General features: G+C 34.0%; 23 protein-coding genes. 20 read left to right on the top strand and 3 right to left on the bottom strand.

Going from position 1 to position 26,669, the window contains the following annotated elements:
* Positions 1–242: 242 nt before the first annotated feature.
* The gene (locus AC3IS5_RS15075) at positions 243–1,406 is read left to right on the top strand and encodes a C40 family peptidase (protein ID WP_489427910.1); all 1,164 of its coding nucleotides are present in this window, start codon (positions 243–245) and stop codon (positions 1,404–1,406) included.
* A gap of 701 nt (positions 1,407–2,107) precedes the next feature.
* Positions 2,108–2,554: an SRPBCC family protein gene (locus tag AC3IS5_RS15070; RefSeq protein ID WP_038190892.1), complete on the top strand. Its 447-nt coding sequence runs from the start codon at positions 2,108–2,110 to the stop codon at positions 2,552–2,554.
* A gap of 56 nt (positions 2,555–2,610) precedes the next feature.
* Here AC3IS5_RS15070 and AC3IS5_RS15065 read toward each other — a convergent pair whose 3' ends face one another.
* Positions 2,611–3,315 carry a class I SAM-dependent methyltransferase gene (locus AC3IS5_RS15065; RefSeq protein ID WP_489425150.1) on the bottom strand — a complete coding sequence of 235 codons (705 nt, stop codon included), beginning with the start codon at positions 3,313–3,315 and terminating at the stop codon, positions 2,611–2,613.
* Positions 3,316–3,791: 476 nt separating this feature from the next.
* Between AC3IS5_RS15065 and AC3IS5_RS15060 the strand changes: the two genes are divergently transcribed.
* Together AC3IS5_RS15060 and AC3IS5_RS15055 are read left to right on the top strand one after the other, a co-directional pair.
* Positions 3,792–5,321, top strand: a complete 1,530-nt coding sequence (locus AC3IS5_RS15060; protein ID WP_489425149.1) for an AbgT family transporter — start codon at positions 3,792–3,794, stop codon at positions 5,319–5,321.
* A 10-nt stretch (positions 5,322–5,331) separates the two neighbouring features.
* Positions 5,332–6,516 (top strand): amidohydrolase, encoded by a 1,185-nt coding sequence (locus AC3IS5_RS15055; RefSeq protein ID WP_489425148.1) that lies wholly within the window; start codon positions 5,332–5,334, stop codon positions 6,514–6,516.
* A gap of 50 nt (positions 6,517–6,566) precedes the next feature.
* Here AC3IS5_RS15055 and AC3IS5_RS15050 read toward each other — a convergent pair whose 3' ends face one another.
* A complete protein-coding gene (locus AC3IS5_RS15050) occupies positions 6,567–8,291 on the bottom strand; it encodes a helix-turn-helix domain-containing protein (RefSeq protein WP_489425147.1) in 1,725 nt (574 codons plus the stop codon).
* Positions 8,292–8,897: 606 nt separating this feature from the next.
* Between AC3IS5_RS15050 and AC3IS5_RS15045 the strand changes: the two genes are divergently transcribed.
* The 6 genes from AC3IS5_RS15045 to AC3IS5_RS15020 all read left to right on the top strand — a co-directional run bounded on the left by AC3IS5_RS15045 (position 8,898) and on the right by AC3IS5_RS15020 (position 15,402).
* Entirely contained in the window at positions 8,898–9,923 is a 1,026-nt protein-coding gene (locus AC3IS5_RS15045; protein WP_489425146.1) for an asparaginase, read from the top strand.
* Positions 9,924–9,940: 17 nt separating this feature from the next.
* Positions 9,941–11,524 (top strand): glutathione ABC transporter substrate-binding protein, encoded by a 1,584-nt coding sequence (locus AC3IS5_RS15040; RefSeq protein WP_489425145.1) that lies wholly within the window; start codon positions 9,941–9,943, stop codon positions 11,522–11,524.
* A 76-nt stretch (positions 11,525–11,600) separates the two neighbouring features.
* Entirely contained in the window at positions 11,601–12,521 is a 921-nt protein-coding gene (gene gsiC, locus AC3IS5_RS15035; protein ID WP_489425144.1) for a glutathione ABC transporter permease GsiC, read from the top strand.
* Between the two features lie 39 nt (positions 12,522–12,560).
* Positions 12,561–13,442 carry a nickel transporter permease gene (gene nikC, locus AC3IS5_RS15030; RefSeq protein WP_489427909.1) on the top strand — a complete coding sequence of 294 codons (882 nt, stop codon included), beginning with the start codon at positions 12,561–12,563 and terminating at the stop codon, positions 13,440–13,442.
* Positions 13,443–13,457: 15 nt separating this feature from the next.
* Positions 13,458–14,441 (top strand): ABC transporter ATP-binding protein, encoded by a 984-nt coding sequence (locus AC3IS5_RS15025; RefSeq protein ID WP_489425143.1) that lies wholly within the window; start codon positions 13,458–13,460, stop codon positions 14,439–14,441.
* On the top strand, positions 14,434–15,402 hold the full coding sequence (locus AC3IS5_RS15020; protein ID WP_489425142.1) for an ABC transporter ATP-binding protein: 969 nt from the start codon (positions 14,434–14,436) through the stop codon (positions 15,400–15,402). The genes AC3IS5_RS15025 and AC3IS5_RS15020 overlap by 8 nt, the downstream gene beginning before the upstream one ends.
* 373 nt (positions 15,403–15,775) lie before the next feature.
* Here the strand turns inward: AC3IS5_RS15020 and AC3IS5_RS15015 are convergent, their stop codons facing one another.
* Positions 15,776–16,549 (bottom strand): GNAT family N-acetyltransferase, encoded by a 774-nt coding sequence (locus AC3IS5_RS15015; RefSeq protein ID WP_489425141.1) that lies wholly within the window; start codon positions 16,547–16,549, stop codon positions 15,776–15,778.
* A gap of 433 nt (positions 16,550–16,982) precedes the next feature.
* On the opposite strand from AC3IS5_RS15015, the gene AC3IS5_RS15010 reads away from it, so the two are divergent.
* The 10 genes from AC3IS5_RS15010 to AC3IS5_RS14965 all read left to right on the top strand — a co-directional run bounded on the left by AC3IS5_RS15010 (position 16,983) and on the right by AC3IS5_RS14965 (position 25,960).
* Positions 16,983–18,011: an NAD(P)H-dependent flavin oxidoreductase gene (locus AC3IS5_RS15010; RefSeq protein WP_489425140.1), complete on the top strand. Its 1,029-nt coding sequence runs from the start codon at positions 16,983–16,985 to the stop codon at positions 18,009–18,011.
* A 156-nt stretch (positions 18,012–18,167) separates the two neighbouring features.
* Positions 18,168–18,557 carry a MerR family transcriptional regulator gene (locus AC3IS5_RS15005; protein WP_489425139.1) on the top strand — a complete coding sequence of 130 codons (390 nt, stop codon included), beginning with the start codon at positions 18,168–18,170 and terminating at the stop codon, positions 18,555–18,557.
* Positions 18,550–20,055 (top strand): class I adenylate-forming enzyme family protein, encoded by a 1,506-nt coding sequence (locus AC3IS5_RS15000; RefSeq protein ID WP_489425138.1) that lies wholly within the window; start codon positions 18,550–18,552, stop codon positions 20,053–20,055. The genes AC3IS5_RS15005 and AC3IS5_RS15000 overlap by 8 nt, the downstream gene beginning before the upstream one ends.
* Positions 20,052–21,722, top strand: a complete 1,671-nt coding sequence (locus AC3IS5_RS14995; RefSeq protein WP_489425137.1) for an acyl-CoA dehydrogenase family protein — start codon at positions 20,052–20,054, stop codon at positions 21,720–21,722. Before AC3IS5_RS15000 ends, AC3IS5_RS14995 begins: the two co-directional genes overlap by 4 nt.
* Before the next feature lie 367 nt (positions 21,723–22,089).
* Positions 22,090–22,383, top strand: coding sequence for a DinB family protein (locus AC3IS5_RS14990; protein ID WP_489425136.1), 294 nt, complete (start codon positions 22,090–22,092; stop codon positions 22,381–22,383).
* A 79-nt stretch (positions 22,384–22,462) separates the two neighbouring features.
* Positions 22,463–23,155: an AIM24 family protein gene (locus AC3IS5_RS14985; protein ID WP_489425135.1), complete on the top strand. Its 693-nt coding sequence runs from the start codon at positions 22,463–22,465 to the stop codon at positions 23,153–23,155.
* A gap of 541 nt (positions 23,156–23,696) precedes the next feature.
* Complete coding sequence (locus tag AC3IS5_RS14980) at positions 23,697–24,482, top strand: class I SAM-dependent methyltransferase (protein WP_489425134.1); 786 nt, start codon at positions 23,697–23,699, stop codon at positions 24,480–24,482.
* Positions 24,483–24,531: 49 nt separating this feature from the next.
* A complete protein-coding gene (locus AC3IS5_RS14975) occupies positions 24,532–24,810 on the top strand; it encodes a hypothetical protein (protein WP_489425133.1) in 279 nt (92 codons plus the stop codon).
* A 49-nt stretch (positions 24,811–24,859) separates the two neighbouring features.
* Positions 24,860–25,201 carry a cupin domain-containing protein gene (locus tag AC3IS5_RS14970; RefSeq protein WP_489425132.1) on the top strand — a complete coding sequence of 114 codons (342 nt, stop codon included), beginning with the start codon at positions 24,860–24,862 and terminating at the stop codon, positions 25,199–25,201.
* 207 nt (positions 25,202–25,408) lie between these two features.
* The gene (locus AC3IS5_RS14965) at positions 25,409–25,960 is read left to right on the top strand and encodes a hypothetical protein (RefSeq protein WP_489425131.1); all 552 of its coding nucleotides are present in this window, start codon (positions 25,409–25,411) and stop codon (positions 25,958–25,960) included.
* Positions 25,961–26,669: the final 709 nt, after the last annotated feature.

The raw sequence follows: 26,669 nt of genomic DNA, 5'->3' as shown, positions 1-26,669 counted from the left end.
AAAACAGTATAGCTACTTGTCGATAAATGTAATCACTTTATAAAGCATTTATTAAATAGATGTGTAGGGTATCGACTAAGGTGACAAAATTATCTAATTGTTACAAAAACATGACACGAATTACGCTTTTATTAAGGTTAGGATATTCAGCGCCCATTTTTTACAAGGCATGGTAGAATAAACGAGTGAGAAATTTGGAGTATGAAATAATGATTAGAGAAATGAGTTGACTAAGTTTGAAGATGAATACGAAATGGGGCCGCACAGCGGTTATGACATTAGCGTTAACAAGCGGTTTTATGTACATCGCGCAACCTCTACAAGCAGATGCAGCAACATCACAAGAAATGACACAAAAAAAAGTTAAGATAGATAAGAAAATCAAAAAGTTAGATAATGAGATTAAAGATTTAAAAAAGAAATTACAAAAAAAGATGGAAGACTACAAAGTAACACAAAAAGACTTAAAAAAAGTTAATGCATCTATTGTAGAAACTGAAAAGCGAATCGAAAATCGTTCTGAAATTATCGATGATCGGCTTAAAGCCTATCAAAAAAATGATAGCACAGTTAGCCCATACATAGAGGCAGTGCTTGGTTCTGACAGTATTACAGATTTAGTTAGTAGAGCAATGAGTGTTAAAACAATTATTGATGCAGATCAAAACTTGTTAGAAGAACAAGAAGATGATAAACAAAAATTGGCTGATCAAAAAGATGATTTAGAAAAAACAAAAGCAAAATTGCAAAAACAATTCCAACAAATGCAAGAGGAAGAAAATGCACTTGAAACAAAAAAGGCTGAAAATAAAGTAAAATCATTAGAGCTTAAAAAACAAATTGCCTCTAAAAAAGAGGAAGAACGTATTGCAAAAGAGTTGAAAGAAAAGGAAAAAGAAGCTCAGAAGTTAAAAGACCTTCAGAATACACAATTTGTTAGCGATGATAGTAATGTTGATAATGGAAATAATGCTGGAAATGGTAATAATGGTGGTAGTCCAGACGATGGAAATCAATCCGCACCGAATGTTTCAGGTTCACAAGCTGCAACAGCTGCTATTGCAGAAGCTAGTAAATATTTAGGTACTTCTTACGTATGGGGTGGGAGCAATCCATCTTCAGGGTTTGATTGTTCAGGTTTGACACAATGGTCATTCAAGCAAGCAGGATACTCACTTCCAAGAACAGCTGCACAGCAATATTTAGCAACTAAAAAAATTGACCGTAGTAGTGCGAAAGCTGGGGATTTAGTATTCTTCAGTTACGGTTCAGGCGTTGCACACGTTGGAATATACTTAGGGAATAATAGAATGCTAGATGCACAAAATAACGGTGTCGTTGTTGAATCCTTAGATTGGTGGAACCAATATTTAGTGGGATTTGGCCGTGTCTCGGGTGTAAATTAAACAAGCCTAAAAGCTCTTAGATCATTAAAGAGCTTTTTTATTAGAAAAATAATACAATAAAACGATTTTTCTTTTATTTAGATATGTAAAATAGTCCTCACTAATCGTACTTACATATCCAAGGACTCTTTTTGGTATTATGAGTCCAGGTGTGGATACGACTTAATTACAAAATGTACACTTTTGGAAGGGTGGAAAGACGGTTTTCAAACAGGCAATGGGGCTTTATGTTTCTTATTGATTTTGACTTAACCTTTACACTTGAAAAAAGACCTTGACGCAAAACGTTGAGATTTTTGGTTTATTTATAAAATAATAGGGTAAATGACTAGGGAGAATAGAATTCTAGCAGCGAAATGATTATAGAGATTAATAGGCAAATATTATATTGGAGTACATTAAAACATTATCTTTTTGATTCAAGATAAATAGTGTTAGGTGGCAATTGGCTATCGTGTGTTAATTCATCGTCAATTAATATTTGATGACGATTTAAGTTTTTAGGTATTAAGTCATGAAGGATGAGGATTTTATTGTTGAAAAACTTATAAATATGCTATTGTAGCTATAATGTTATTTTACTTATTAATCAAAAATAAGGATAAAAAGTACTTTGGATATGTATTAATTTGTCGATTATTTGAGAGATTTTCGCTATACTAGTAATTGTAAATATTGAATAGAGAAAGTAGTGAACGATTATGGCAACAGCATCACACGCAGTAGAAATTCCATTGCCAGCGACGGAAGTTTGGGATTTTGTAAGCAATATGGAGAAATGGGCAACACTTGTGCCTGGATATAGAGAACATGAAATCATTAATGATCGTCAATCTACTTGGACATTTGCTGGAAATGTCGGTGTCTTGAAAAAAACTGTAAAAGTACAAATAGATATTATTGATTGGATAGAACCAACTAAAATTACATTTAACCTCATTGGTTTAACAGATAAATTTACAGGAAATGGATATTTTGAAGCGACAGCATTAGAAGCAGAAAAAACTGAAATGGTCGGTTTCTTAGAAGTAAACGCTGGTGGTTTAGTTGCACCCGTTTTAAATCCAGTATTCAAAGCGGTATTACCAAAAGCAACAACTATGCTAACTGAGCGTGTAGCAAATAAGATCAGATTAGTACAAGTTTAATAGCGAAAATCGTCAAAAAGTCTCTCTAAAAGGAGAGACTTTTTTATTTTTTGATTTCAGACCTTTTTCTGAAAGATAGCAGTGAGTAATCCAGCAACACCAAAAACGGGTTCATTTGATTCAGCAACTTTCATATTTCGTACTTCAATACACTCAAAGTCATGGAAAATCCTTCTTAGCTTTTCTTCTGTAAATCCTAAACCGCCTTGTAAACTTTTTATCCTATACACTTCCCAATCTGAAATACTAGAACCTCCTATTGGTCCATCTTCGATAAAACAGGAAATAGCAAAGTAACCGTTATGCTTAAGCGATTTTTTAATTAAATCTATGTAATCCATTCTCCTATGTGGTGCAATATGATGAAAACAACCTGAATCATAAACTAGATCATATTCTGAATCTTTGATATTTAAATCGAAAATATTTTGATTTATAAAATTGATTGTAATATTTTTTTCAATCGTTCTGTCCTTAGCCCATTTTAACGATTCAATAGATAAGTCTACTGCATCTACTTTATATCCTTTTTCAGTTAGGTATATTGCATTTCTACCTGGTCCACATCCCAACTCTAATGCATTTCCAGAGTTTAAAAGTTGTCGGTCAAAATAACTGACTAGGTTTTCATCAGGTTTGTTTTCAAAAAAGGGAATCCTCTTTTCACGATCTGAATAAAACTCATCCCAAAATTGTTCGGGTTCGCGTAGTAAACTATCTAACATATTTTTTAAATCCTCATAATTATTAATAATCTCCATGCTTTCGCCCCTTTTTATTGATTTATGTTGCTAATTTAGCTTATCACTAATTAGTAATTTTATGGTTACAAATACATTAATTATGTATGTATGTAATGTTAGAGTGATTAAAAGGAGACAGTATATATACAAGCTAATTAAACTGCCATAAAAGCTCTTAAATGTTACTTAATCGAAAAATATTGAAATGGTATTAAGAGTTTATGAAACACCTAGGATTTCAGTGGAAGACCTAAAATGCACAAGTTTGATGGAAGTTAATAGATGATTTTGGATTTTCATTAATTTTATTAGTAAAAAATCACAATTTATTGTTATCTATTTCTTATTTAGATGTTCAAAATTATGAATGAAGGTATATTTTATTAACCTTTTGTAGAAATCTCCAAAAACAATAAGTAAATTTCATATTTTACACTATATCAATATCATTAATTATTCATTATCATTTAAATATTCAGAAAAGGGGGTTCCCGATGACGAAAACGATGAGCGAAAAGCCAAAAAAGAAGATAATTGAACGATTTTTAGATGGAGTAGAGAAAGCAGGAAATAAATTACCCGATCCTGTGACACTCTTTGCTATTATGTCATTATTAATATTAGGAATGTCATGGGTATTGGCGAAGTTCAATGTTTCGGCTGTGAAACCCGGAACAGATGAGAAAATTGCAGTTATTAATTTACTTAACCAAGAAGGATTAATCCGTATATTAAATGAAATGCAATCAAACTTTACATCATTTCCTCCTCTAGGAATGGTTATAGTTTCAATGCTCGGTATTGGTCTAGCAGAGCAATCAGGATTAATCGCCGCATTGATGAAAAAATCTGTTATGAGTGCTCCGCAAAAATTAATTATTCCATTTTTAATATTAACAGGCTTGGTTGGGAATATTGCAGCTGATGCTGCATTTATAGTACTACCACCAATTGCTGCTTTAATTTTCATGAGTATAGGACGTAATCCACTAGCAGGGTTAATTCTTACATATGCTTCGATTGCAGGAGGCTACAGTGCTAACTTATTAATTAGTTCAATTGATGTTTTGTTACTTGGAATAACAGAAACGGCAGCACAGCTAGTGGATCCTGGCTATAGTGGTCGTGCAACGATGAACTATTATTTCCTAATTGCTTCAACATTTGTTTTAGTAGGTTTAGGAACATTTGTAGCACATAAATTTACGATTCCACGATTTGGTGAATTTAAAGGTAAGACAGAAAAACTAGATCCCATTACACCTATTGAAAATAAAGGTTTGAAATGGGCAGGTATTGTCACAGCAATATATGTTATTATTCTATTAATTACTGTTGTACCATCTAATGGTATTTTACGTGACCCTGAAACAGGTGGATTCTTATCATCGCCATTTATGACTGGGCTTGTACCAATAATGTTATTCTTTTTCTTGTTACCGGCATTAGCTTATGGGATTGTCACAAAGAATATTAAGAGTGACAAAGATGTTGCAGAAAAAATGGTTAAGTCAGTTGCAGATATGGCTTCCTTTATCGTACTAGCTTTTGTAGCTGCTCAAATGATTGCTTATTTTGGTTGGAGTAATATTGGTCCGATAATGGCAATTAAAGGCGCAGAAACATTACAATCGATGAATTTTACAGGTTTACCAATGATAGTTGGTTTTATAGTAATATGCGCAAGTATAAATATGTTAATTGCAAGTGCTTCTGCTAAATGGGCATTATTAGCACCAATTTTTGTTCCAATGTTCATGTATTTAGATTATAGTCCAGCTTTAACACAAGTAGTTTATCGTGTAGGAGATTCTATTACAAATCCAATCACACCAATGCTTGCTTATTTTGCAATATTATTAGCATTTGCCAAAAGATATGACAAGAATATCGGTATGGGAACATTGATTTCTGCTTTATTACCATACTCAGTTATCTTTGCTATTGGCTGGATTATATTATTTAGTATTTGGTTCTTATTAGGATTGCCACTAGGACCTGGTGATTCAATTTACTTAAAGTGAGGGAATTTAAATGGAAAAATTATATGATTTATTGAAAGAGAATTATGGTGAAATGATAGAGATTAGACGTTTCCTACATGAAAATCCGGAATTATCTTTCGAAGAAGTAAATACGCCAAAATATATTGCTGAATATCATCGTAACCTTGGACATGAAGTAACTGAAGGTGTAGGCGGTCGAGGTGTAGTTGCAAAATTGCATGGTGCAAAACCAGGTAAAACTGTCGCACTTCGAGCAGACTTTGATGCTTTAGCGATTCAAGAACTAAATGATGTCCCTTATAAATCTAAAGTAGATGGCGTTATGCATGCATGTGGACATGACGGACATACGGCAACACTTTTAGTATTAGCCAAAGTATTAAATAAGCTTCAAGCTGAGTTGGAAGGAACGATCGTATTTATCCACCAACACGCTGAAGAACTTGCTCCTGGTGGGGCAATTGCAATGATAGAAGATGGTTGTTTAGACGGAGTAGACGTTATATTCGGTACACATTTATGGGCTCCTGAACCATTAGGGAATATTATGATAAAAGATGGTCCTTTAATGGCAGCGGCTGATGGCATCTATATTACTATAAAAGGAAAGGGCGGACATGGCTCTGATCCAAGTAATACAAAAGATTCAATCGTTATTGCTGCTCAATTTATCACAAATCTACAGCAACTAGTGGCTCGCCGTGTAGATCCGATTAAACCAGCAGTAGTTTCAATAGGACATATTGAAGCACTAAATCCTTTTAATGTAATCGCAGATTCTGTTTACATGAAAGGTACTGTTCGTACATTTGATGAGGATACACGCGATTTATTGGAAAAAGAAATTGAAGAAGTATTAAAAGCTTCATGTTATTTAACAAAAGCCGATTATGAATATAATTTTGTACGAGGGTATCCTGCTGTTGTGAATCATACGAAAGAAACGGAATTCATTATGGACTTAGCACCACAAGTTCCAGGTGTGGATGAACTTCGTGTTTGTGAGCCGGTAATGGGTGGTGAAGACTTTGCCTATTATCTAAATCATGTCCCTGGTACCTTCTTCTTTACAGGTGCGAAAGATCCGAATTGGGAAGAGGTTTTCCCTCATCATCATCCTAAATTTAATATTGATGAGCGTTCTATGTTAATAGCTGCAAATACTTTAGGAGCTGCAACATTGAAATATATGGTTGAAAACAAGAACAACTAATACAATGTATAAAAATGAAAATCCACGAGAGTTATAGTCTCGTGGATTTTTTATGGTTGCTGTTTATATAAAAATAAAGCAGCTTGTATATTCATAGAATGTTGACTATCGTTTAAATCAAGTTGAAGTTTTTCTTCTATTTGTTGGATTCTATAGTAGACTGTGTTTTGATGCATATGCATTCGTTCTGCAGTTTGAGCGACATTTTTATGACAATGAAAATAATTAATAAGTGTCTCTAATAAGTCGTTCTTATTAAGTTTGTTATCTTGAGCGGGTAAAATAGGATTTAAAATTTCCTCGATAAAATATTGTTTTTCAATAGAAGACATGGATAGTAGATAACGATATATTCCAAGTTTTTTATATGAAATAATTGTTCCATCTACTAAGTGTTGAGTATTCTGTAAAAGTTCTAGATCCTGATAAGATGATAATATCCCTCCAATATTAGTGATAATTCGACCAATTAAAATTCGTTCATTATTTTGTAGAGTAATATATTTATTAAGGGAATTTTCGATGTTCTCATGTCGATCTCTTAAAGCAATTAAAATAATTAAAGAATCTTTATGTGGGAAAAATATGCAGTTCCCGATTGGTTGAAATTTATTTTGATATTGTGTCTCTAGATTTAGTAGGTTTGCATAATTCGTCTCGTTAAAATCTTCCTGTTTATAAGAAAGTAAGCAGTATGCCTGAAAGTATGTATCATCAAGCATTGTGTTAAATGATTGATCTGATTGACCAATCAGTAATTGTTGAAAGAGTGCCATTCTTTCTTGGACTTTCGACTCTAAAAATTTTTGCTCTTTCATTTGTTCAATAGCCATTATTGCAGTGCCATGGGATAGTGTTAATTTTGAATAGATATCTAAAGAATTTGCTGGGCAAATAACTAAAAGATAACCGGTTATACCATATAAAGAGGATATTTTAAAAATATATCCAGCCATTTTATTGGGCAAAGAAACTTGAAAATACTGTTTTTTTGATGGGAATTGATAAAGTGATAGTTCTATCCAATCTATTATCGTTGGGAGATTCATATTAGTACTACTATGGCTACCAAACAAATAGTGACCATCTGCATCAAAATACAGAATTTCTTTTTCAATCATACTAGATAATGATAATATAATCTGTTTTGTATCACGTGCATTTAAAATAATTTCATTTAAGCTATGGTGAGTTGCTAAAGTTGAGCTCAAAGTTTGTGCTCGTTTTTCTTTTTCCTCAAGATTCTGACTAAGGATGAAGACTATTGCAATTTGTGTAGCAATTGCTTCAACAAATCCTATTTCTTCTTCAGTGAAATCTTCATTTGAGAAGAAATTATCTAAAGTTAAGACACCTATTTTTTTATCCTTATAAGTAATAGGTACTGAAAGGCAGCTTTTCGCTGGAACTTGCTGCACGGAAGACTTTAAGTAATATTGATAGTTAGGTTCTTTCATGTTACTCATTGCTTTCTTTACTGCGCTTTCACCATGGATAACTAATGTCTTTCCAGTTTTAAACACAGTGCCGGATATTCCTTCTCCAGGAGCGATCCTACTCTGAATATAATATTCTTCTTTAAAATTAACAGCTGCTTCAATAATGAGAGATTCTTGTGTTGCATCCCATAAAAGTAGGAATCCACCGTCTACTTTATCGATTGTATCGATAACGACTTCAATTATTTTCTGAACATCGGTAGTGTTTTCTATGTTTTTGGTAATTTCTATAAAGGCTTGCCATTGCTTTACTAAACCTGATTCTCTAATTTGCATATAATGAACTCCGTTTATTTAGTAGGTTTATCTATAAGATGCTGAAATAGATTTAAAAGTAGCAACATCTTATGAATGAAATGAGATTTCTCTAAGATATTTTAAACTAAAAGACTGTTTAAGAATATTGACTTACAACTAGATGTGTACTTTATTTTAATATCAATACCTGGTATGTCAGAGAATATATCCTGTATTTATTATTCTATCATAACTATTCCGATAATTTAGAAAAATAATGACAAGGATACTGATAAATAACTAAGGTAGTGATTCCATCAAAAAACAAACAAGCAAGAACTATCTTTAAATTAGATTTAATCCTTCCATACACTTTCCATGTCGCCCCCTGTACCTTCAGTTTTACCATTACGTACGATTCCAACATTTTATTTATTTCCATCGCTTTATAGACTCCCATTATTTTTAATAATAAAATTACCCCTCTTAATAGTGAGAATATTCTGCAAAAAAAGTGTATTATTTTGGAATTTAAACATTGGTTTTGTCGAAAATATATACTTCTAGGGAAATTTGTTTTATTATACATAAAATGTATATTTAATCTTTGAACAATATACATTTTTTTATTAAGGGGGTAATTTTATGGGTGAAGAATTAGTTAATGTTATCCGAGGTGGGCTTATTGAGAGTGTACATAGTGGACATATTGCAATTGTAAATTCTCACGGTGAACTTCTTTATGAGGTGGGGGATCCTTACAAAAAAGTATATGCCAGATCATCTATGAAACCTATACAAGCTATACCGATTGTTGAACAAAAAGTGGATGAAACGTATTTATTTGAAGATGCAGATCTCTCCCTTTGTTGTGCATCGCATATAGGGGAACCAATGCATACAGAAAGAGTACAAAATTTACTTGAAACAGCTTTAATGGGCGTTACCAACCTAAAGTGTGGTGCGCATCCTCCTAGAATAGAAGAAGAATATAAAAAGTTATTGCAGGAAGGTAAACCAATTACTGCAATATATAATAATTGCTCTGGCAAACATACGGGAATGCTCCTAACAGCAAAAGTGATGGGGGAGGACTTGGAAAACTACTTCCTTCTCGAACACCCTGTCCAGCAAAGAATTCTCGATACAATTAGTGAAGTTTGTGAATATCCAAGGGAGCAAATTGATATTGGTATAGATGGTTGTGGTGTACCAGTACATGGCTTACCCCTTTATAACATAGCGTTAGGATATGCCCGAATGTCAAACCCGCAGAAGCTCTCTCAAAGTAAACAACATGCTAGTCAAAAAATTATTCAAGCGATGACTTCAGCTCCTGAGATGGTAGGCGGGACAGATACATTTTGTACGAGCCTAATGACCTTAACAAAAGGCAAATTGTTTGGAAAAGCGGGTGCTGAGGCAGTATATTGCATTGGTCATATGGAAACGGGTATTGGTATAGCGATTAAGATTGATGATGGTAATAGTCGGGCAGTTTATCCTGTAGCCGTGGAAGTACTGAAACAATTAAATCTAGTTTCTAAAGAAGAAATAGAATCATTGAAATCATTTCATGAAGCACCATTAAAAAATGTAAGAAAACAGGTAGTTGGTTCAGTGATACCTAAATTTATGCTTCATCGTACCAATGATATAACATCAAAATGATAAGGGGAGTGCGTTTAATGTTTAAAAGAAGGTCATATATTTTACTAAGTATGTTGTTGGTTTTATCGCTAATTTTAGTAGCTTGTTCAGGAGAAAAATCATCGGAAGGATCTTCATCAAAAGGCAATTCAGGTGCAGGTGCAAAAAAAGATTTAGTTGTAGCTGTAGGCTCTAACTTTGTAACATTAGATCCGCATGATTCTAATAATACACTTGATAACTCTGTCCAAAAAACAATGATGGAAGGGTTATTAGGTTTTGACAAGGATATGAAAGTGATTCCTAAGTTAGCAGAAAGTTATGAGGCAAATGATGATGCTACAGAATTTACATTTAAGATTAGAAAAGGTGTTAAATTCCAAGATGGTACGGATTTCAATGCAGATGCTGTAAAAGTGAATTTTGACCGTATTTCTAATCCAGACAACGCTCTAAAAAGATACAGTCTGTTTTCTAATATTAAAGAAACTACTGTTATAGATGATTACACTGTTAAATTTACTTTAAAGGAATCTTTTGCTGCAATGATTAATAATTTTGCACACCCATCGGCAATGATTCATAGTCCGAAATCCCTGGAAGAAAAGAAAAAAGAAGTTAGCAAGGGACCTGTAGGAACGGGACCCTATGAATTTGTATCTTGGGACTCTAGCGATATTATTAAAGTGAAAAAATTCGATGGGTATTGGAATGCAGATGGTCCAAAGGCAGACTCTATAACATTTAAGCCAGTTCCTGAAAATGGAGCAAGAACAGCTATGATTCAAACAGGAGAGGCAGATTTTGTATATCCAGTTCCAACAGAGCAAATTGAGTCACTTAAGAATTCTGACGTGGCTGTTGAAAATAACCCTTCCATTGTTGTGAATTACTTATCTATGAACGTGATGAAAAAACCATTCGATGATATTCGAGTTCGACAAGCATTAAACTATGCTATTGATAAAGAAGCGTTGATCAAGGTTGTATATAACGGTTATGCAAGCCAGGCTACGTCTGTAATCGGCAAGCAAGTAAAATTCTACTCAGAGCAAAAGCCATTTGCATATGATTTAGAAAAAGCAAAAGCTTTACTAAAAGAGGCAGGATTAGAAAAAGGTTTTAAAACAAAAGTTTGGGCGACTAATTCATCAAATTATATTAAAGCAATGGAATTTATCCAGCAATCTTTAGCTGAATTGAAAATCGATCTAGAAGTAGTGCCTATGGAAAGCGGTACTTTAGACAGTTCACTTTGGTCAGTAGATAAACCGGAGGATTCTAAGGTGGAATTATACTTCGGCGGATGGTCACCATCAACAGGTGAAGCTGATTGGGGAATTCGCCCATTGTTAGGAGGAGCTTCATTCCCTCCGAATTCTTATAATATTTCTTACTATTCAAATGAGAAGGTTAATAAATTACTAAAAGATGCTCTAGCAACATCTGATGAGGGAGCACGTACAAAAGCTTACAACGAAATTCAAAGCACAATATGGAATGAAGTTCCTTGGGTAGCAGTATCTAATCCAGATACGATTTTTGCGAAGAAAAAGAATATTGACGGAATGGTATTACTACCAGATGGTTCATTATCTATCGATCAATTAACAATCGAATAATTAGTCAAATTAAGCGCTATATTCAGTTTATATAGCGCTTAATTATTCAATTTGCTGTTAGAGGAGATGATCATTAATGCTTCAATATTTGCTTCGAAGGTTGTTAGGAATGATACCTATATTGTTTATTGTTACGATCATCGTTTTTTTATTTGTACATTTGATTCCTGGAGATGCCGCTCGTTTAGTAGCAGGACCTGATGCAAATAAAGAAACAATTGAATTGGTTCGAAAGGATTTAGGTTTAGATAAGCCAATGCACGAACAATATTTTACATTTATCAGTAATTTAATGAAGGGTGATCTCGGAACTTCATTAAAGACACATAAACCCGTTTTTGATGAATTAGCAGGCAGATTTATACCTACTTTTTGGTTAACGTTTTGGAGCATGTTATGGGCATGTATTGTAGGTATTCTGATAGGAATAGTATCTGCAGTTAAAAGAAACAAGTGGCAAGATTATACTGGCATGTTGATAGCTGTTGTAGGGATCTCAATTCCTTCTTTTTGGCTAGGATTACTTTTAATGCAGTTATTCTCTGTTAAATTGGGTTGGTTACCAACAGGTGGTTTAGAAGATTGGCGTGGATATATTCTTCCTTCTATTACGCTTGGAACTGGGGTTGCCGCTATAATTGCCCGATTCTCTAGGTCTTCATTAATGGATGTACTAAAAGAAGACTATATTAGAACAGGACGAGCTAAAGGATTTGCAGAAAATAGCCTTGTAAAAAGGCATGCTTTAAAAAATGCGATGATACCTGTCATAACAATGACTGGATTACAATTTGGATTTTTACTGGGGGGCTCAGTTGTTACAGAAACCGTATTCAGTTTCCCAGGCTTAGGTCGATTATTAATCGATGCAATTGCAACACGGGATTATCCTATTATCCAAGCTGAAATCTTATTATTTTCGGTAGAGTTTATACTTATTAACTTAGTTGTGGACTTAATGTATGGATTTTTAAACCCACAAATTCGTTACTCTTAAGGAGGCGAAAAAATGCAAAAAACAAAAGAATTAGAAATTATGGAAGAAGTATTACCGCAATCATCTGAAAAGACAGTTGGGAAATCGCCTGCAAAAGAGTTTTGGAAAAAATTCAAAAAGCAAAAGTTAGCACTTATTGCAGGTGTATTTATTATTTTTTTAATAGTTATTTCGATTATTGGCCCTTTTATAGCACCATTTGATTTTGCAAAAGCTGATTATAAGCAGACTTTGCAAGGACCATCTTGGAATCATTGGGCTGGAACTGATGCATTTGGACGAGATATATTTAGCAGGATTATTGTAGGTACAAGAATTTCATTACTAGTAGGATTTACTTCTGTATTCGCTGGAGCAGTAATAGGAACTATTTTAGGTCTTATTAGTGGTTTTTATGGGAAGTGGATAGATAGCATCATTATGAGATTTTGTGATGTACTCTTTGCATTTCCTGGAATCCTTTTGGCGATTGGTATTATCGCTATTTTAGGACCTGGTTTAGAAAATGTTGTTGTTGCTGTAGCAATTTTCACAATACCAATGTTTGCTAGGATCGTTCGAAGTAATACTTTAATGCTCAAATCATCACTGTATGTTGAGGCTACCAAATCATTAGGGGCAAAAAACTTTAGAATCATTTGGCGTCACATATTCCCGGGTGCTATTTCTAGCATTATTGTATATTTTACAATGCGCTTAGGTACCTCCATTTTAACAGCAGCAAGTTTAAGCTTTTTAGGACTTGGTGCACAACCGCCTTCACCAGAGTGGGGGGCTATGTTAAGTGCAGGTCGAGATTACTTAGGTTCTGCACCACATATTACAATCTTTCCAGGGATGGCAATTATGTTAACTGTACTTGCCTTTAATCTATTTGGTGATGGTTTACGTGATGCGTTAGATCCGAAAATCAAAGATTAGAAAGGAGTTACCTTGATGGTTAGTAAATTACTTGAGGTTACAGATTTAGAAACTCATTTTATCAGCGACGATGCAACTGTTAAAGCTGTTGATAATGTTTCTTTTTATATAAATAATGCTGAAACACTTGGTATTGTAGGCGAATCTGGCTGTGGTAAAAGTGTGACATCCTTATCTATTATGCGTTTACTAAAAAATACCCCAGGGAAGATTGTTGGGGGTGAAATTACATTTTTAGATCAAAATTTGTTGGATTTATCAGAGAAAGAAATGAGAGCGGTACGAGGAAACCAAATCGCAATGATATTCCAAGAACCTATGACCTCATTAAATCCAGTATACAAAATCGGTCGACAAATAGAAGAAGGTATTCGTCTTCACTTGAAGTTGGATAAGGCATCTGCAAAAGCACGTGCTTTGGAAATGTTAGAGTTAGTAGGCATACCAAGGGCAAAAGACATTTTAAATGAATACCCTTATCAACTTTCAGGTGGTATGAGGCAAAGGGTTATGATTGCAATGGCGATGTCTTGTGTACCCAAGCTTTTAATCGCTGATGAACCTACAACAGCGCTTGATGTGACAATCCAAGCACAAATTTTAGATTTAATGCGAGACTTAAGAAAAAACAGTGATACATCGATTTTAATGATTACACATGATTTAGGTGTTGTTGCTGAAATGTGCGATCGAGTCATTGTAATGTATGCTGGACAAATTGTAGAAGAGGCAAGTGTTTTTGAATTATTTGAAAATCCACAACACCCCTATACTCAGGGATTGATTAATTCCATACCCAAGCTAGGAAACTATACTGAAAAGCTAGATTCTATTCCTGGTAATGTACCAACTCCTGAAAATATGCCAACAGGATGTAGATTTGCCCCGCGATGCAGTTTTGTAATGAAACGGTGTTTAACGGATGCCCCAATGCTAAATGTAGTTCAAGAAAATCATTCTTGTCGTTGCTGGTTAAGCGAGGTGAATAAGAATGACTGACATTTTATTAGAAGTAAAGAATCTTAAAAAGCACTTTGTACAAAACAAAGGTTTTCTGAAAGGGAAAAAAAGTGTTGTAAAAGCAGTAGATGGTGTTGATTTCTTTATATTTAAAGGTGAGACTTTAGGCATAGTAGGAGAGAGTGGTTGTGGAAAATCTACAACAGGTAAGATGATTATGCAATTATTGGAACCTACGGAGGGGGAAGTATTCTTCGAAGGCACAGATATTGTGAATATGCCACCAAGTGAAATTCGTAATTTACGAAAAGAATTTCAAATGATATTTCAAGATCCTTATGCCTCATTAAATCCAGGCATGAAAGTTAGAGAAATTTTACGTGAACCTTTCATCATTCATGGCTATAACAGAAAAGACATAGATGCTAAAGTAACTGAGTTATTAAAAGTTGTTGGATTAAATACTTATCATGCTGACAGATACCCACATGAATTTAGTGGAGGACAGAGACAAAGGATTGGTATAGCTAGGGCACTTGCACTCAACCCAAAGCTAATTGTAGCAGATGAACCTGTTTCAGCTCTGGATGTATCGATTCAATCACAAATATTAAACTTAATGAAAGATTTACAAAAGAGTTTTAACCTGACGTATCTTTTTATTGCACATGATTTAAGTGTTGTAGAACATATAAGTGACCGTATTGCGGTAATGTATTTAGGGAATATAGTAGAATTAGCAGATAAAAAAAGCTTATATAAGGAACCATTACACCCTTATACACAAGCTCTATTATCAGCTATACCTGTTCCAAATCCAAAAGTGAAAAAAGAAAGAATTATATTAAAGGGTGATATTCCTAGCCCAGCAAATCCACCTAAAGGTTGTGTGTTCCATACAAGATGTCCACTTGTAATGGAATCATGCAAAACTATAAAACCACAACTTAAAGAGGTAGAAAGCAATCATTTTGTTGCCTGTCACTTGTATAACAAATAAATATTATAACTAAATAACGAAAATGGATAAATAATAACCCACTATTTTATTTGGTCAGTTCAAATAGGGGTTATTATTTTTCCCTATTATATTGTATAAAAAATCAAGGAAAAGAAACGACATACCAATTAAAAATATTAGAAAATGGGGACTTGCTATACTCTTGAAAAGACAAAATATTATTGAGAACTATTGTAGCAAATGAATTTTTTAGAATTGAAGTTTGGATTAATCCTCAAACAACTCATCCATCAAATCAGCCATTTTGAAATTCAACAACAGCAAGTCCCCTTCAAAACGATCAATGATCCCTTTCTTTGTGTTGAGTCACTCCTTTAAAATAGAGTAAAATCAAACAAAATAACTTTTAGGCTTATTTTTGATAATCGATAAAGTAAGTATCATAAGACTCTTTAAAAATGTATCCGAGTTTTTGAGCTAATTTAACAGATTCTATATTAGCACCATCCCAACTAGGATATATTCCTCTGTTAAGACAATCTAATATCAAGGCAGAAGCTGTTATTGTTGCTAAGCCTTTTCTTGTATGATCAGGATGTGTAGCAACTTCAATCTCAATCCCGTCATCATAAATACTATAGGATGTGGCCCCACACACAGCTTGTCCTTCATATAAAATAGCAAAACCTACGCCTCTATCTATAAAGTCTTCTATAGAATTAAACTGACTTATAAAGTCTTCAGAGAGTCCATGAAGAGATGGTTCATTCACTATGGCCTCATCTATTTTTTTAAGCTCATAACCTTCAGGTAGTACAGATAATAAGTTCTTTATATAGCTCACATCTAGATGTTCAGGAACCTTTTCAAATCTATATCGTTGGAATTTTTCTATAGATCCATTATGTACTTTTTCAATTAGTATTTTCCACTCATCAGAATTAACAATTGCAAGTGTATAATCAGGCAGATTAAATAATAGTTCTTCAGCTTCCTTTGTATGAGGATTTCCAGCATAAAATACAAAAATCCCCACCGTTATTTGTGCTACTTTTGGATTTTCAAGGTCGTCTACCCAAGCAGTACCCATATGTCCTTGCAGACATGAAAGAATAATAGTACTATCCATATTTTCGAACATTGGTACTAACTTTTTTCTTACATTGATATCAGCTTCATAAATCATTCAATTCCTACTTTCTCTACAAAATATTGCAAATATCCCTTTTTATCAATATTAACATTATTTTTCCATTTGTTATAACTAATTTATTTTTTCGCATTTTAGAAAAATAAATATATTTCGTATTACATTTTTAACTCAAATTGTAGAGAAAATGAATAATACAATGTAATTTTAGCAGAGAATTGTAAAGGATATATAAATGATAAAGTATTGGCAGTTCGTTATAATAATTTTAATGGAACGCCATATAGAAAGAATGTGATAATATGAATCGCAAAATAGTAGGGTCCATTATATTATTCCTTGGTATAATAACTATAGCAGGGAAATTTTTCTTTCGTAGTTTTGAGTATAGTGAAGCGTTATCTTGGGGGGGATTAGCGCTGACGATATTAGGTGCGTTAGTAATAAGTGAGAAAAAGGGGAGTCAGTAATGGAATCTTTGTTTGTTCAAAATATTTTAGGGATAGATAAACCAATCGTGCAAGCACCGATGGCCGGAGTGACGACGCCTGAATTTGTAGCAGCAAGTGCAAATGCAGGTATTTTAGGTTCTATAGGTGCTGGATATTTGACTGCGGAAGCGACTAGAAATTGTATTCGAGAAGTAAAATCTTTGACTGACAAATCTTTCTCAGTAAATTTGTTTGTACCTGAACAGGTTGATACTACTGAAGAACAGATTGCACAAGCGTACGAGGCATTAAAGCCATTTCAACAAGAACTTGGGCTGTTGGGAGAAAAGGTAGTGTTATCTTCCAGCGAGTTTGAGGAGCAGGTAAAAGTTGTCGTTGATGAGGGTGTGAAAATTTGCTCTTTTACTTTTGGAATACCAGATCAAGAAACAATATCCTTTTTACACAAACATGAGACTTATTGCATTGGTACTGCTACGACTGAAGAGGAAGCAATTGCGGTGGAACAAGCTGGATTAGACGCTATCGTTTTACAAGGTGGCGAAGCAGGTGGCCATCGTGGGACGTTTTTAGAGCCCCTTACTTTAATTCCAACAATGGAGTTACTTAAAAATACAATCGGCAAAATAAAGATACCCATTATTACTGCTGGGGGAATTATGACAAAACAGCAGATGCTTGATTTTCTTGATGAAGGAGCAGCAGCGATTCAGATTGGTACCGCGCTACTAGCAACTAAAGAAAGTGGCGCACATCCTCTACATAAAGAAGCGATTTTACAATCAGAAAAAGATGTTACAGCTTTGACAACCGCTTTTTCAGGGAAAGCCGCAAGAGGAATCGTAAATGACTTTATAACTTACATGGCTGACCAACCGATTGCTCCATATCCATTTCAAAATGATTTAACTAAGGAATTACGTAAAGTAGCAGGTGAGCAAGGGAAAGCAGATTATCTATCTATGTGGGCTGGGGAAAATCTGAATTTGACCAAGCCAGGGATGGTAGAGGATATTGTGCATCATTTTATAAGTGAAGACTATTGATTTAGAATAATTATTAGGCGTACTACATTTTTGTAGTGCGCCTTTCGTTTAATGAATTGTTGTATTTTTATAGAAAACTAGAGCAGTTAATGGTTGAAATTTACGTTAACGTCAATGATATACTGCTTCTAAGTTCTTGTTAGGATGGTGGCGCTATTGAGGACAATAACAGATATTGCAAAAGAATTCGATGTAACGACACGGACAATTCGCTATTATGAGGAACTCGGTTTATTGTCCCCACAACGGGCAGACGCCAAAAAAAGAATTTACACAAATTCGGATTATGCAAAGCTAAAGCTGATTTTCAGAGGTAAGAGATACGGGTTTTCACTCGACGAAATCAAAGAAATGGTTTTACTATTTGACAAGGATCGAACAGGGAAGAAACAACTTGAAAAAACAGTTGCATATGGAAAATTAAAAATGGCTGAAATTGATGAGAAAATGAGGGAGTTACAGGAAATTCGAGATGAATTGGAAGCTATGCATCTTGATTTTACTGAAAAATTAAATAGTTTAAAAGGGGGCAGTTATATTGAATAGTTCACAATTATTAACGCGCAATGCAAGAAAGTATCCACTTGTGGAAGCTATTGTAAGCCAAGGCAATCGAGTCAATTTCAAAGAGTTAAATCAACTAGTTAATAAATTTGCTAATGCTTTACAAGAAAAGCAAATTAAACAGGGAGATAAAGTCGTCTTATTTATGCCGAATGTTGTGGAATTTATGATTAGCTATTTTGCAGTACAGCGTCTAGGAGCTGTAATTGTACCAATCAATGCAAAATTTTCAACAAAAGAAGTGGAATATATTGTAGAACATTCAGATGCAACTGCTTTCATTGCTCATGAGCTTTTATTTCCTGTAGTCGAAAAACTACAAAATCCAGGTTTACTAATTAAAACAGGTGCTGAAGAAGATGGATGGTTAAGCTTCGAGCAATTAGTAGCTACTAGTAAAAATAACGAAATAAATTGTTCTTTAAAAGAAGATGATGAATCAACTATTTTCTATACTTCTGGTACGACTGGTAATCCAAAGGGTGTGCTATTCAGTTATCGAAATATATTAACAGTTGCCCAGATGATTTGTGTAGAAATGGAGATGAAGCCAGAGAGCAGGTTACTCCTTATGATGCCACTTAGTCACTCTGCTCCCTTACACTTATTTTTAATGGCTGGAATGATTGTTGGAGCAACAGCGGTATTAACTCCAACTTTCACACCAGATCTTTTCATCGATACGGTTGTTAAAGAGAAGACGACGCATTTCTTTGGAGCACCGGTTGCATATCTATTAACAGCACAAAATCCAAAGTTAAGTGATGCTGACCTTTCTTCAATGAAATGGTGGGTATATGGCGGTGCACCATTATCTAAAAAAGAAGTGGAATTCATACAACGCGTTTTTAAAACTGACAATTTGGTATGTGTATATGGTTTAACAGAAGCAGGGCCAAGTGGTACGATTTTATTGGCACATGAACATGAAAATAAGGCGGGGAGCATAGGGCGCCGTGCACCACTCCATACAGAACTGCGCATAGTTAACGATAACGGTGAGGATGTAGCAGTAGGAGAAGTAGGTGAAATTGTTCTATTAGGTGAAGGTAATATGCTAGGTTACTATAAAAATGAAGAGGCAACTAAAGCAGCATTTATAGGTGAGTGGTTGAAAACTGGTGACTTAGCTAAATTTGATGAAGACGGGTACATTTGGGTTGTTGATAGAAAAAAAGATGTAATTATTTCTGGTGGGGTTAATATTTATCCAAAAGAGATAGAAGAACAAATATTGCAATATGCTGGTATTCAAGAAGTTGCAGTAGTAGGAGTTCCTCATCCTGAATGGGGGGAAACTGTAAAAGTTGTATTTGCTTCATCTGAACATGTTGATGTAGAGGCGTTGAAGTCTTATTTAACTGAGCATTTAGCGAAATTTAAAGTGCCGAAGCTATTTGAACAAGTCGAAGCATTACCAAGAAATGCTTCAGGAAAAATATTGAAACAGCCTTTAAGAAATGTAGGTGTAGTTCAATGAAAGTATTACAAGGTGTAACTGAGCAAACAGCACGAAACTTCTTTCATGATAATCAAACTTTACAACTTATACTAGAAAAAACATTAGATGCAGATTTTTTAGATTATGCAAACCGAGAATTATCTGTTTTTGGTGAATTATGTGCTAACGACATCGACTTACGTGCAAAACATACTGATCGTGAAGGCGAACCAAAATTGAAACGCTATGATAAATATGGTGAAGAGGTTTCTGAAGTATGGGTTAATGATGGCTATAAAAAAACTATACAGGAAACTTATGATACGGGGATTGTAGGTTATGTGCATAAGGAGATTCCAACGCTTGGAGTGAAAGGGAATTACACATATAGCTTTGCACAAGGCTATTTATTATCCCATGCTGAGCCGGGTTTTTATTGTCCTGTAACTTTAACTATGGCAACAGCTTATTTATTAGACCATTATGCAGATGAATTATTAAAAGAGCGTTTTTTAACACCTGTTTGTTCTACAGGAGAAGGTCCATTATTCGAAGGGGCTACGTTTTTAACAGAAAGACAAGGTGGTTCAGACGTTGGTGCAAATGTTGTAAAAGCAATAAAAGAAGGCAACAACTACCGATTATATGGTGAAAAATATTTCGCATCGAATGCAGGAATGTGTGGAGTTGCTATGGTGCTTGCACGTATTGAAGGGGCACCAGGAGGTTCGAAAGGATTAACATTATTTGCAGTACCTTGGCGTAAGGACAACGGCGAAGTCAATCATTTACGTGTGCGCCGTCTGAAAGATAAACTAGGTGTTAGGGCAGTACCTTCAGGTGAAGTAGAATTTGAAGGAGCTGAAGCTTTTGTTGTTGGAGATCCTACTAGAGGATTTTACTATATGATGGAAGCTTTAAATCTCTCACGGATTTGTAATGCGGTTGCATCTATTGGCATTATGCGCAGATCATTACTCGAGGCAAAAGACTATGCGACTCGTAGAAATGCAATTGGCAAGAGATTGGCCGATTTTCCAATGGTGCGAGATACATTAAGTAAGCTTGCAGCAACACTTCATGTGGAAGTAGCAACCGTGTTTGATTTAATTGGACTTTATGAAAAAGTGACAGCGGGTGAAGCTTCGGAACAAGAAGTGATATTGAATCGCTTGTATATCGCTATTATGAAAAAGGAAACAGCAGAGCAAGCAATTCATTTTGCGCACGAAGCAATTGAAATGCATGGTGGAAATGGCTATATTGAGGATTTTGTGGCACCAAGGTTATTACGTGATGCCCAAGTTCTTACGGTTTGGGAAGGGACTGCGAATATTCTAGGATTAGAATTAATCCGTCTAGTAAATAAATACTCAGCACATATTGTGTTCACGGATGATATGCAAAAACGCCTACAGCAAATTTCAAACAATGAGCAAAAACAAATTGTCGTTAATCAGCTAAAAATATTAACAGAAGAACTTTCTAAATTCGCGAATTTAGATGCCGATTTACAAAGTTTTGAGGCGAAAAAATTAGCTAAGAAAATGGCGCATGTTTATGAAAGTGTAGTAGTGATCGAATGGGCAGAAAAACATGGTGGACGATATGAGAAACTTGCTGAAGTGTATTTAGATGAGGTGTGGTCTTTAAGGGAAATAGGAGACCCAATGAAAACAGTGCAATATTTTGAAGAGATTGTATAAAGGAAGTAGGTCTGTCTAATATTGCCCTAAAATAAAATCCCCAAAGAAAAACGTACTGTTTTTCTTTGGGGATTTTTTCGGTTTTCTCTATTTTCATTAAATTGTGGGCAATTGTCACAATGCCGAACTTAGTCATTTACTTCTTTTTACGAGAAAGGAGATTTTTTTGTATTTAAGTTTGAAGAGATAGGGCTACTCTCAAAATTAAGTCTGATTTCACTAACAATACTAATTAAACAGTTAATAACAGCATTTAAAAATTAATAACTTACAAATGCATTCATATTCTCCTTAGCGGGACTATATATTGATTTGTTAAAAGTGAATTATTGTAGGAGGAAAAGAAATGAGTGTTGAATAGTTTGGATTGGACAGTTCACGACTGCCTATCTGGTCAGATGTCGATATAGAAGTCTGTGCAGAACTTGTTATGCAAAATGAAGAGACCTTAACTACGTTTCTTACTAATCTAGCAAATACTGACCTAGATAAATTAATTTCCTACAAAAATAGTAAAGGAAAAGAATTTAAGAATTCAGTAAGGGATATTTTGACACATGTCGTATTGCATGGGCAGTATCATCGAGGACAGATTAACTCACTACATCGAGCAAAGGGTATTGAGCCAATTAATATTGACTTTATTACATTTGTGAGATAGATGTTTTCAGATTAGTCTTGTTCAACATCTAGTTTATATAGGAAGCATATGTATTTTTAAATATGAAAGGGTGTATAGAATGAATAAATATTCGATAACTGAGTTTATTAAAAATACAGAGCAAGAGGATAAAGGAGAAGGTTTTTTTGAATTAGAGACACCGCGTTTGCTAGAAGTGAATCTTGATGGACTAGTTTGGGCCAAGGCAGGTTCTATGGTCGCTTATCATGGAAGGATTAAATTTGAGCGAGAGGGTATTTTAGAACATGGCATCGGGGCTATGTTCAAAAAAGCTTTGACTGGTGAAGGTGCTTCGCTCATGAAAGCAAATGGGCAAGGAAAGTTATATCTTGCTGACAGTGGGAAAAAAATCATTATTGTATCTTTACAGAACGAAGCAATTTATGTAAATGGAAATGACCTACTTGCATTCGAACCATCTATCAATCACAATATCAAGCTTATGAGAAAAGTAGCAGGTATGATGGCAGGTGGTTTGTTTAATGTTCGATGTGAAGGAACGGGTATGATTGCCATTACAACCCATTATGAACCACTCACATTACGTGTAACCCCAGGAAAACCAGTTATTACAGATCCAAATGCAACTGTAGCGTGGTCGGGAAACCTACAACCTGAATTTCAGACGGATATTTCACTAAAAACCTTTATTGGAAGAGGTAGTGGAGAATCGATTCAAATGAGGTTTGAAGGAGACGGTTTTGTCATAGTTCAGCCGTATGAAGAAGTTTATATGCAAACACAGAGCTAAAGGCTTTCAAGTAAATAAATATTCTTTCATTCTACTTATCTTTTTTGACACAATTCATTTCAGCAAACAATAGTTACGGTTCACTTCCATTCGTAATCTTAGGCGCTACCTTCTCATTATTTGTACTTATCTGGTATGTTTTTGTTTTATATAGTGCTTCATATGTAAAAAAAGCGTAAAAGTCAGCAAACTATTACATACAGTGATGAACAAAGTACAGGCCATGTATTTATAGGGCTAGGTATTAAACTCATGGCAACAAAACAACAATAGCTATATTGAAAAAACGGAGTCTATGGACTCCGTTTTTTTGTGCTTATGATATATGAAAGCCGGGATGAGGCATAGTCTCTAAGAGTAATAAATGAGTCTATGAAAACTGTGAGGGTTACTCTCACAGTTTATTTATTCATGTTGAGATTTACATCAATCATACTGGAACAAAGTGCATCAAATAGAAAAGTAGCAGCAGTATTTTCTGGATATTAATGTAATCATTTTGAAAATATGGGACAATCAAAATGATAGGGGGAATTTACATATGTCAATAAAACACAATACAGAAGAATATGATAATCCAGTGTTATACGATAAGGAAAATAACCGTTACACAGATGATATTCCTTTTCTACAAAAATGGGCGTTAAAGGCTGAAGGGACAATTCTTGATATTGCATGTGGAACTGGTAGGGCAACGATTCCTATAGCAAAAAGTGGTCACAAGATAGTAGGGATAGATTCGCATGAAGGTATGCTAAATGAAGCGAAGAAGAAAGCCAGTAAACTGAACTTACCAATAGAATTGATAAAGCAAGACTGTACGAAGTTAGAATTAAATTTTAAAACCGACTTTGCATTCTCTGTTGGGAATTCTTTTCAACATTTTCTAAAGAATGAAGATCAAGATGGTTTATTATCATCTGTTAATAGACATCTTTTTCAGAACGGCATTTTCATCTTTAATACGAGATTTCCTAGTGCTGAAGAATTACTACAGCCTGAAACAGAAGAATTCTGGTATACATATATTGATAGTGAAACACAATATAAAGTAGATGTATCTACAATTGCAAAATATGACGCTCTCAATCAATTGCAATATTATACAACAATTCGAAAATATAAGGATGAAACTAATCATATAGTAAATGAAGTGAGTACTAATATTACATTAAGATATGTTTACCCAAAGGAGATGGAACGAATGCTTGCTAATCATGGGTTTGAAGTTATTCAAATATATGAAGATTGGCAAGAAAACCTAATTACAAATGATAGCTATTCAATGAATTTTGTATGTAAGAAAGTTAGTGAAACATGTAAATGATGTGTTAATAATTTATCAATTACAAATAACATTGTAGAGGAGAGAGTAAGTGTCCGTTATTCCTTATTATCATTATTTGGCTCTATTAATTGTGTTCATTTCAAGTTTTATTGGGGTTTTTAAACATAAAAGTATCTTTTATTCATCTGTCGTTACAATTATTTTATTAGTAGTTCCTAATATTTTGCCGATTTTCGAAGTTTATGAAAAGAAAGAGGCCATTATATATGCTATTTTTTATGCTATTAATGCGGTAGTTCTTTCATTAGTTGTATTACAATTGAAAAGAGGTTTTTTGAGTAGCCAGGAAAAGAATTTGGAATTGTAAAGTTCAATTGAAATAATAGATAGTTTTAAACGTTTAGGGGTGAAAGTAATTGCAAATATTTAACATATCTAAAAGGCAGATGAATGTGTTTGATTCGGATTTCCAACTATCGCATATTTGCCAAACTTCAACAGCAACGAATATTAGTTTAATGACTCTAGAAGAGAATGGAGTGATTGGTAACCATCAAACAGTAACCAATCAATTACTCATAGTATTAAACGGAACTGGCAATGTTGTTGGTAAAGAAGGCAGAAAAGCAGTAGGTCCCGGTGATGTCGTGTTTTGGGACAAGGGTGAATGGCATGAAACTACTAGTGAATTTGGTATGCAAGTGATGGTTATAGAGAGTGAAGAATTAAGACCATCTCAGTTGTTGATATCGAAATAGAATACCTGGATAGCAAATCAAAGTAATTTATGTTTGGATCAAGCTCTATAAAGATTAGAACTAATATTTAAACGGAAAAGTAAATTAGCGTCTACTTCTAAGGTAGACACTAATTTGTACATAAACTTTAAAGCTTTTTTATTTATTAGTCAGTTTTTCTTGAATATTGACTAGTAAACTATTATTTAGATCGTAAGAGGTGTTAAATTGGTAAAAAAGAAAATATTGGTCGGAAATACTGAAGAGAAAGTATTATCGATGATTAAACAGATTGAACATTCTAATATTCCATATAATCTTGATGTCGAGGATGCAATAAAGCAGTCATCTGAGGAATCGCAGTTGAATGAAAGTAATGAGGAATATGAACTCTTTTTCACGATTGAAGTTCATAAGGAGGATGTTGCACTAGTAGAAGCAATTATTACACAGCATGCAACTATCAATGAACGTGATGAGTGGCGAAAAAAAGTAAAAAAAAGTAGAAGAAAAGAAAATATCATCATGTTAATTGCCTTTGTCATTTTACTTATCCTACTAATTGTCATCGAAATCGGAAAAGAGGAAGGCGGAAATATCGTTTCATATACTGTTTGTTTCTTATTTTGGTTGAGTGGAATAACTATAACTATCAAATATTATAAAGAGCTTCGAAAAGAAAGTGAATCAAGTTATTTGAAAAATTATGCTTTTAAGTTGATGTTTTTTGGAATTGGTGTGATGATCTTTGCAATCAGTTCATTTTTTGTGATGATTTGATAATGGTATTGTTAAGCAAACAAAAAAAAGCAATAGATGTCTCTTTGTAATAAAGTTAACTCTTCTATATCTAATACTACAACAACTAAATATTTTTAGTCTTTTTACATATTATAATGTAATTTTTTTGAATATATAGGATAATTACATATGCGCATTGCAGAGTTGGAGCGAGGTGTTTCCATGTGAATAAAAAACTGAGAAGGATTCTGTGGATAATTCCTAATATATGCTTCTGTTTAATTGTAATCTTTTTAAGTATATGGGTAGCAATTAATAAAGATGGCCTAGAATCTATAAATAGATTAGATATATTTTTATTCATGATTATCCTAATACTTGGTTTTTCGGTATTGGGAACATATCGAATAATTTATTGGATTAGAACTGGTCAGTTATAGGAAGAGATGATGATCTTTGGTTGCATATTAAATTGATAGTTAGGCGAAGGAATCAAAAAAATTTATATGGAGAGGGGCAATAAACGATGGTTATTTACTATGAAGTAATCTGTGGTTTGTGTAAAGAACCTTATAAATTGATAGAAGGCACGAAGCATTACAAGCTATATAAAGAGAGAAAAGCAAAAAACTTTCATTGTGTAAGTTGTACAAAGAAATTAGAGCATGTGGCGAAACGGAAGAGGTACTAATATATGTAATCTTTGTAGAGTTAGAATAAATGGGTTATTAGCCCATTATATATTAGG

Source organism: Viridibacillus sp. KH_047 (genome assembly GCF_057838945.1).
The sequence above is the reverse complement of the archived record's forward strand: the minus strand, read 5'-3'. Positions and strand labels throughout refer to the sequence as shown.

Excerpts from the sequence above, each read along its gene's own strand:
- AC3IS5_RS15075 (WP_489427910.1), top strand. The coding sequence starts at position 243 with ATGAATACGAAATGGGGCCGCACAGCGGTTATGACATTAGCGTTAACA.
- AC3IS5_RS15070 (WP_038190892.1), top strand. The coding sequence starts at position 2,108 with ATGGCAACAGCATCACACGCAGTAGAAATTCCATTGCCAGCGACGGAA.
- AC3IS5_RS15065 (WP_489425150.1), bottom strand. The coding sequence starts at position 3,315 with ATGGAGATTATTAATAATTATGAGGATTTAAAAAATATGTTAGATAGT.
- AC3IS5_RS15060 (WP_489425149.1), top strand. The coding sequence starts at position 3,792 with ATGACGAAAACGATGAGCGAAAAGCCAAAAAAGAAGATAATTGAACGA.
- AC3IS5_RS15055 (WP_489425148.1), top strand. The coding sequence starts at position 5,332 with ATGGAAAAATTATATGATTTATTGAAAGAGAATTATGGTGAAATGATA.
- AC3IS5_RS15050 (WP_489425147.1), bottom strand. The coding sequence starts at position 8,291 with ATGCAAATTAGAGAATCAGGTTTAGTAAAGCAATGGCAAGCCTTTATA.
- AC3IS5_RS15045 (WP_489425146.1), top strand. The coding sequence starts at position 8,898 with ATGGGTGAAGAATTAGTTAATGTTATCCGAGGTGGGCTTATTGAGAGT.
- AC3IS5_RS15040 (WP_489425145.1), top strand. The coding sequence starts at position 9,941 with ATGTTTAAAAGAAGGTCATATATTTTACTAAGTATGTTGTTGGTTTTA.
- gsiC (WP_489425144.1), top strand. The coding sequence starts at position 11,601 with ATGCTTCAATATTTGCTTCGAAGGTTGTTAGGAATGATACCTATATTG.
- nikC (WP_489427909.1), top strand. The coding sequence starts at position 12,561 with ATGGAAGAAGTATTACCGCAATCATCTGAAAAGACAGTTGGGAAATCG.
- AC3IS5_RS15025 (WP_489425143.1), top strand. The coding sequence starts at position 13,458 with ATGGTTAGTAAATTACTTGAGGTTACAGATTTAGAAACTCATTTTATC.
- AC3IS5_RS15020 (WP_489425142.1), top strand. The coding sequence starts at position 14,434 with ATGACTGACATTTTATTAGAAGTAAAGAATCTTAAAAAGCACTTTGTA.
- AC3IS5_RS15015 (WP_489425141.1), bottom strand. The coding sequence starts at position 16,549 with ATGATTTATGAAGCTGATATCAATGTAAGAAAAAAGTTAGTACCAATG.
- AC3IS5_RS15010 (WP_489425140.1), top strand. The coding sequence starts at position 16,983 with ATGGAATCTTTGTTTGTTCAAAATATTTTAGGGATAGATAAACCAATC.
- AC3IS5_RS14995 (WP_489425137.1), top strand. The coding sequence starts at position 20,052 with ATGAAAGTATTACAAGGTGTAACTGAGCAAACAGCACGAAACTTCTTT.
- AC3IS5_RS14985 (WP_489425135.1), top strand. The coding sequence starts at position 22,463 with ATGAATAAATATTCGATAACTGAGTTTATTAAAAATACAGAGCAAGAG.
- AC3IS5_RS14980 (WP_489425134.1), top strand. The coding sequence starts at position 23,697 with ATGTCAATAAAACACAATACAGAAGAATATGATAATCCAGTGTTATAC.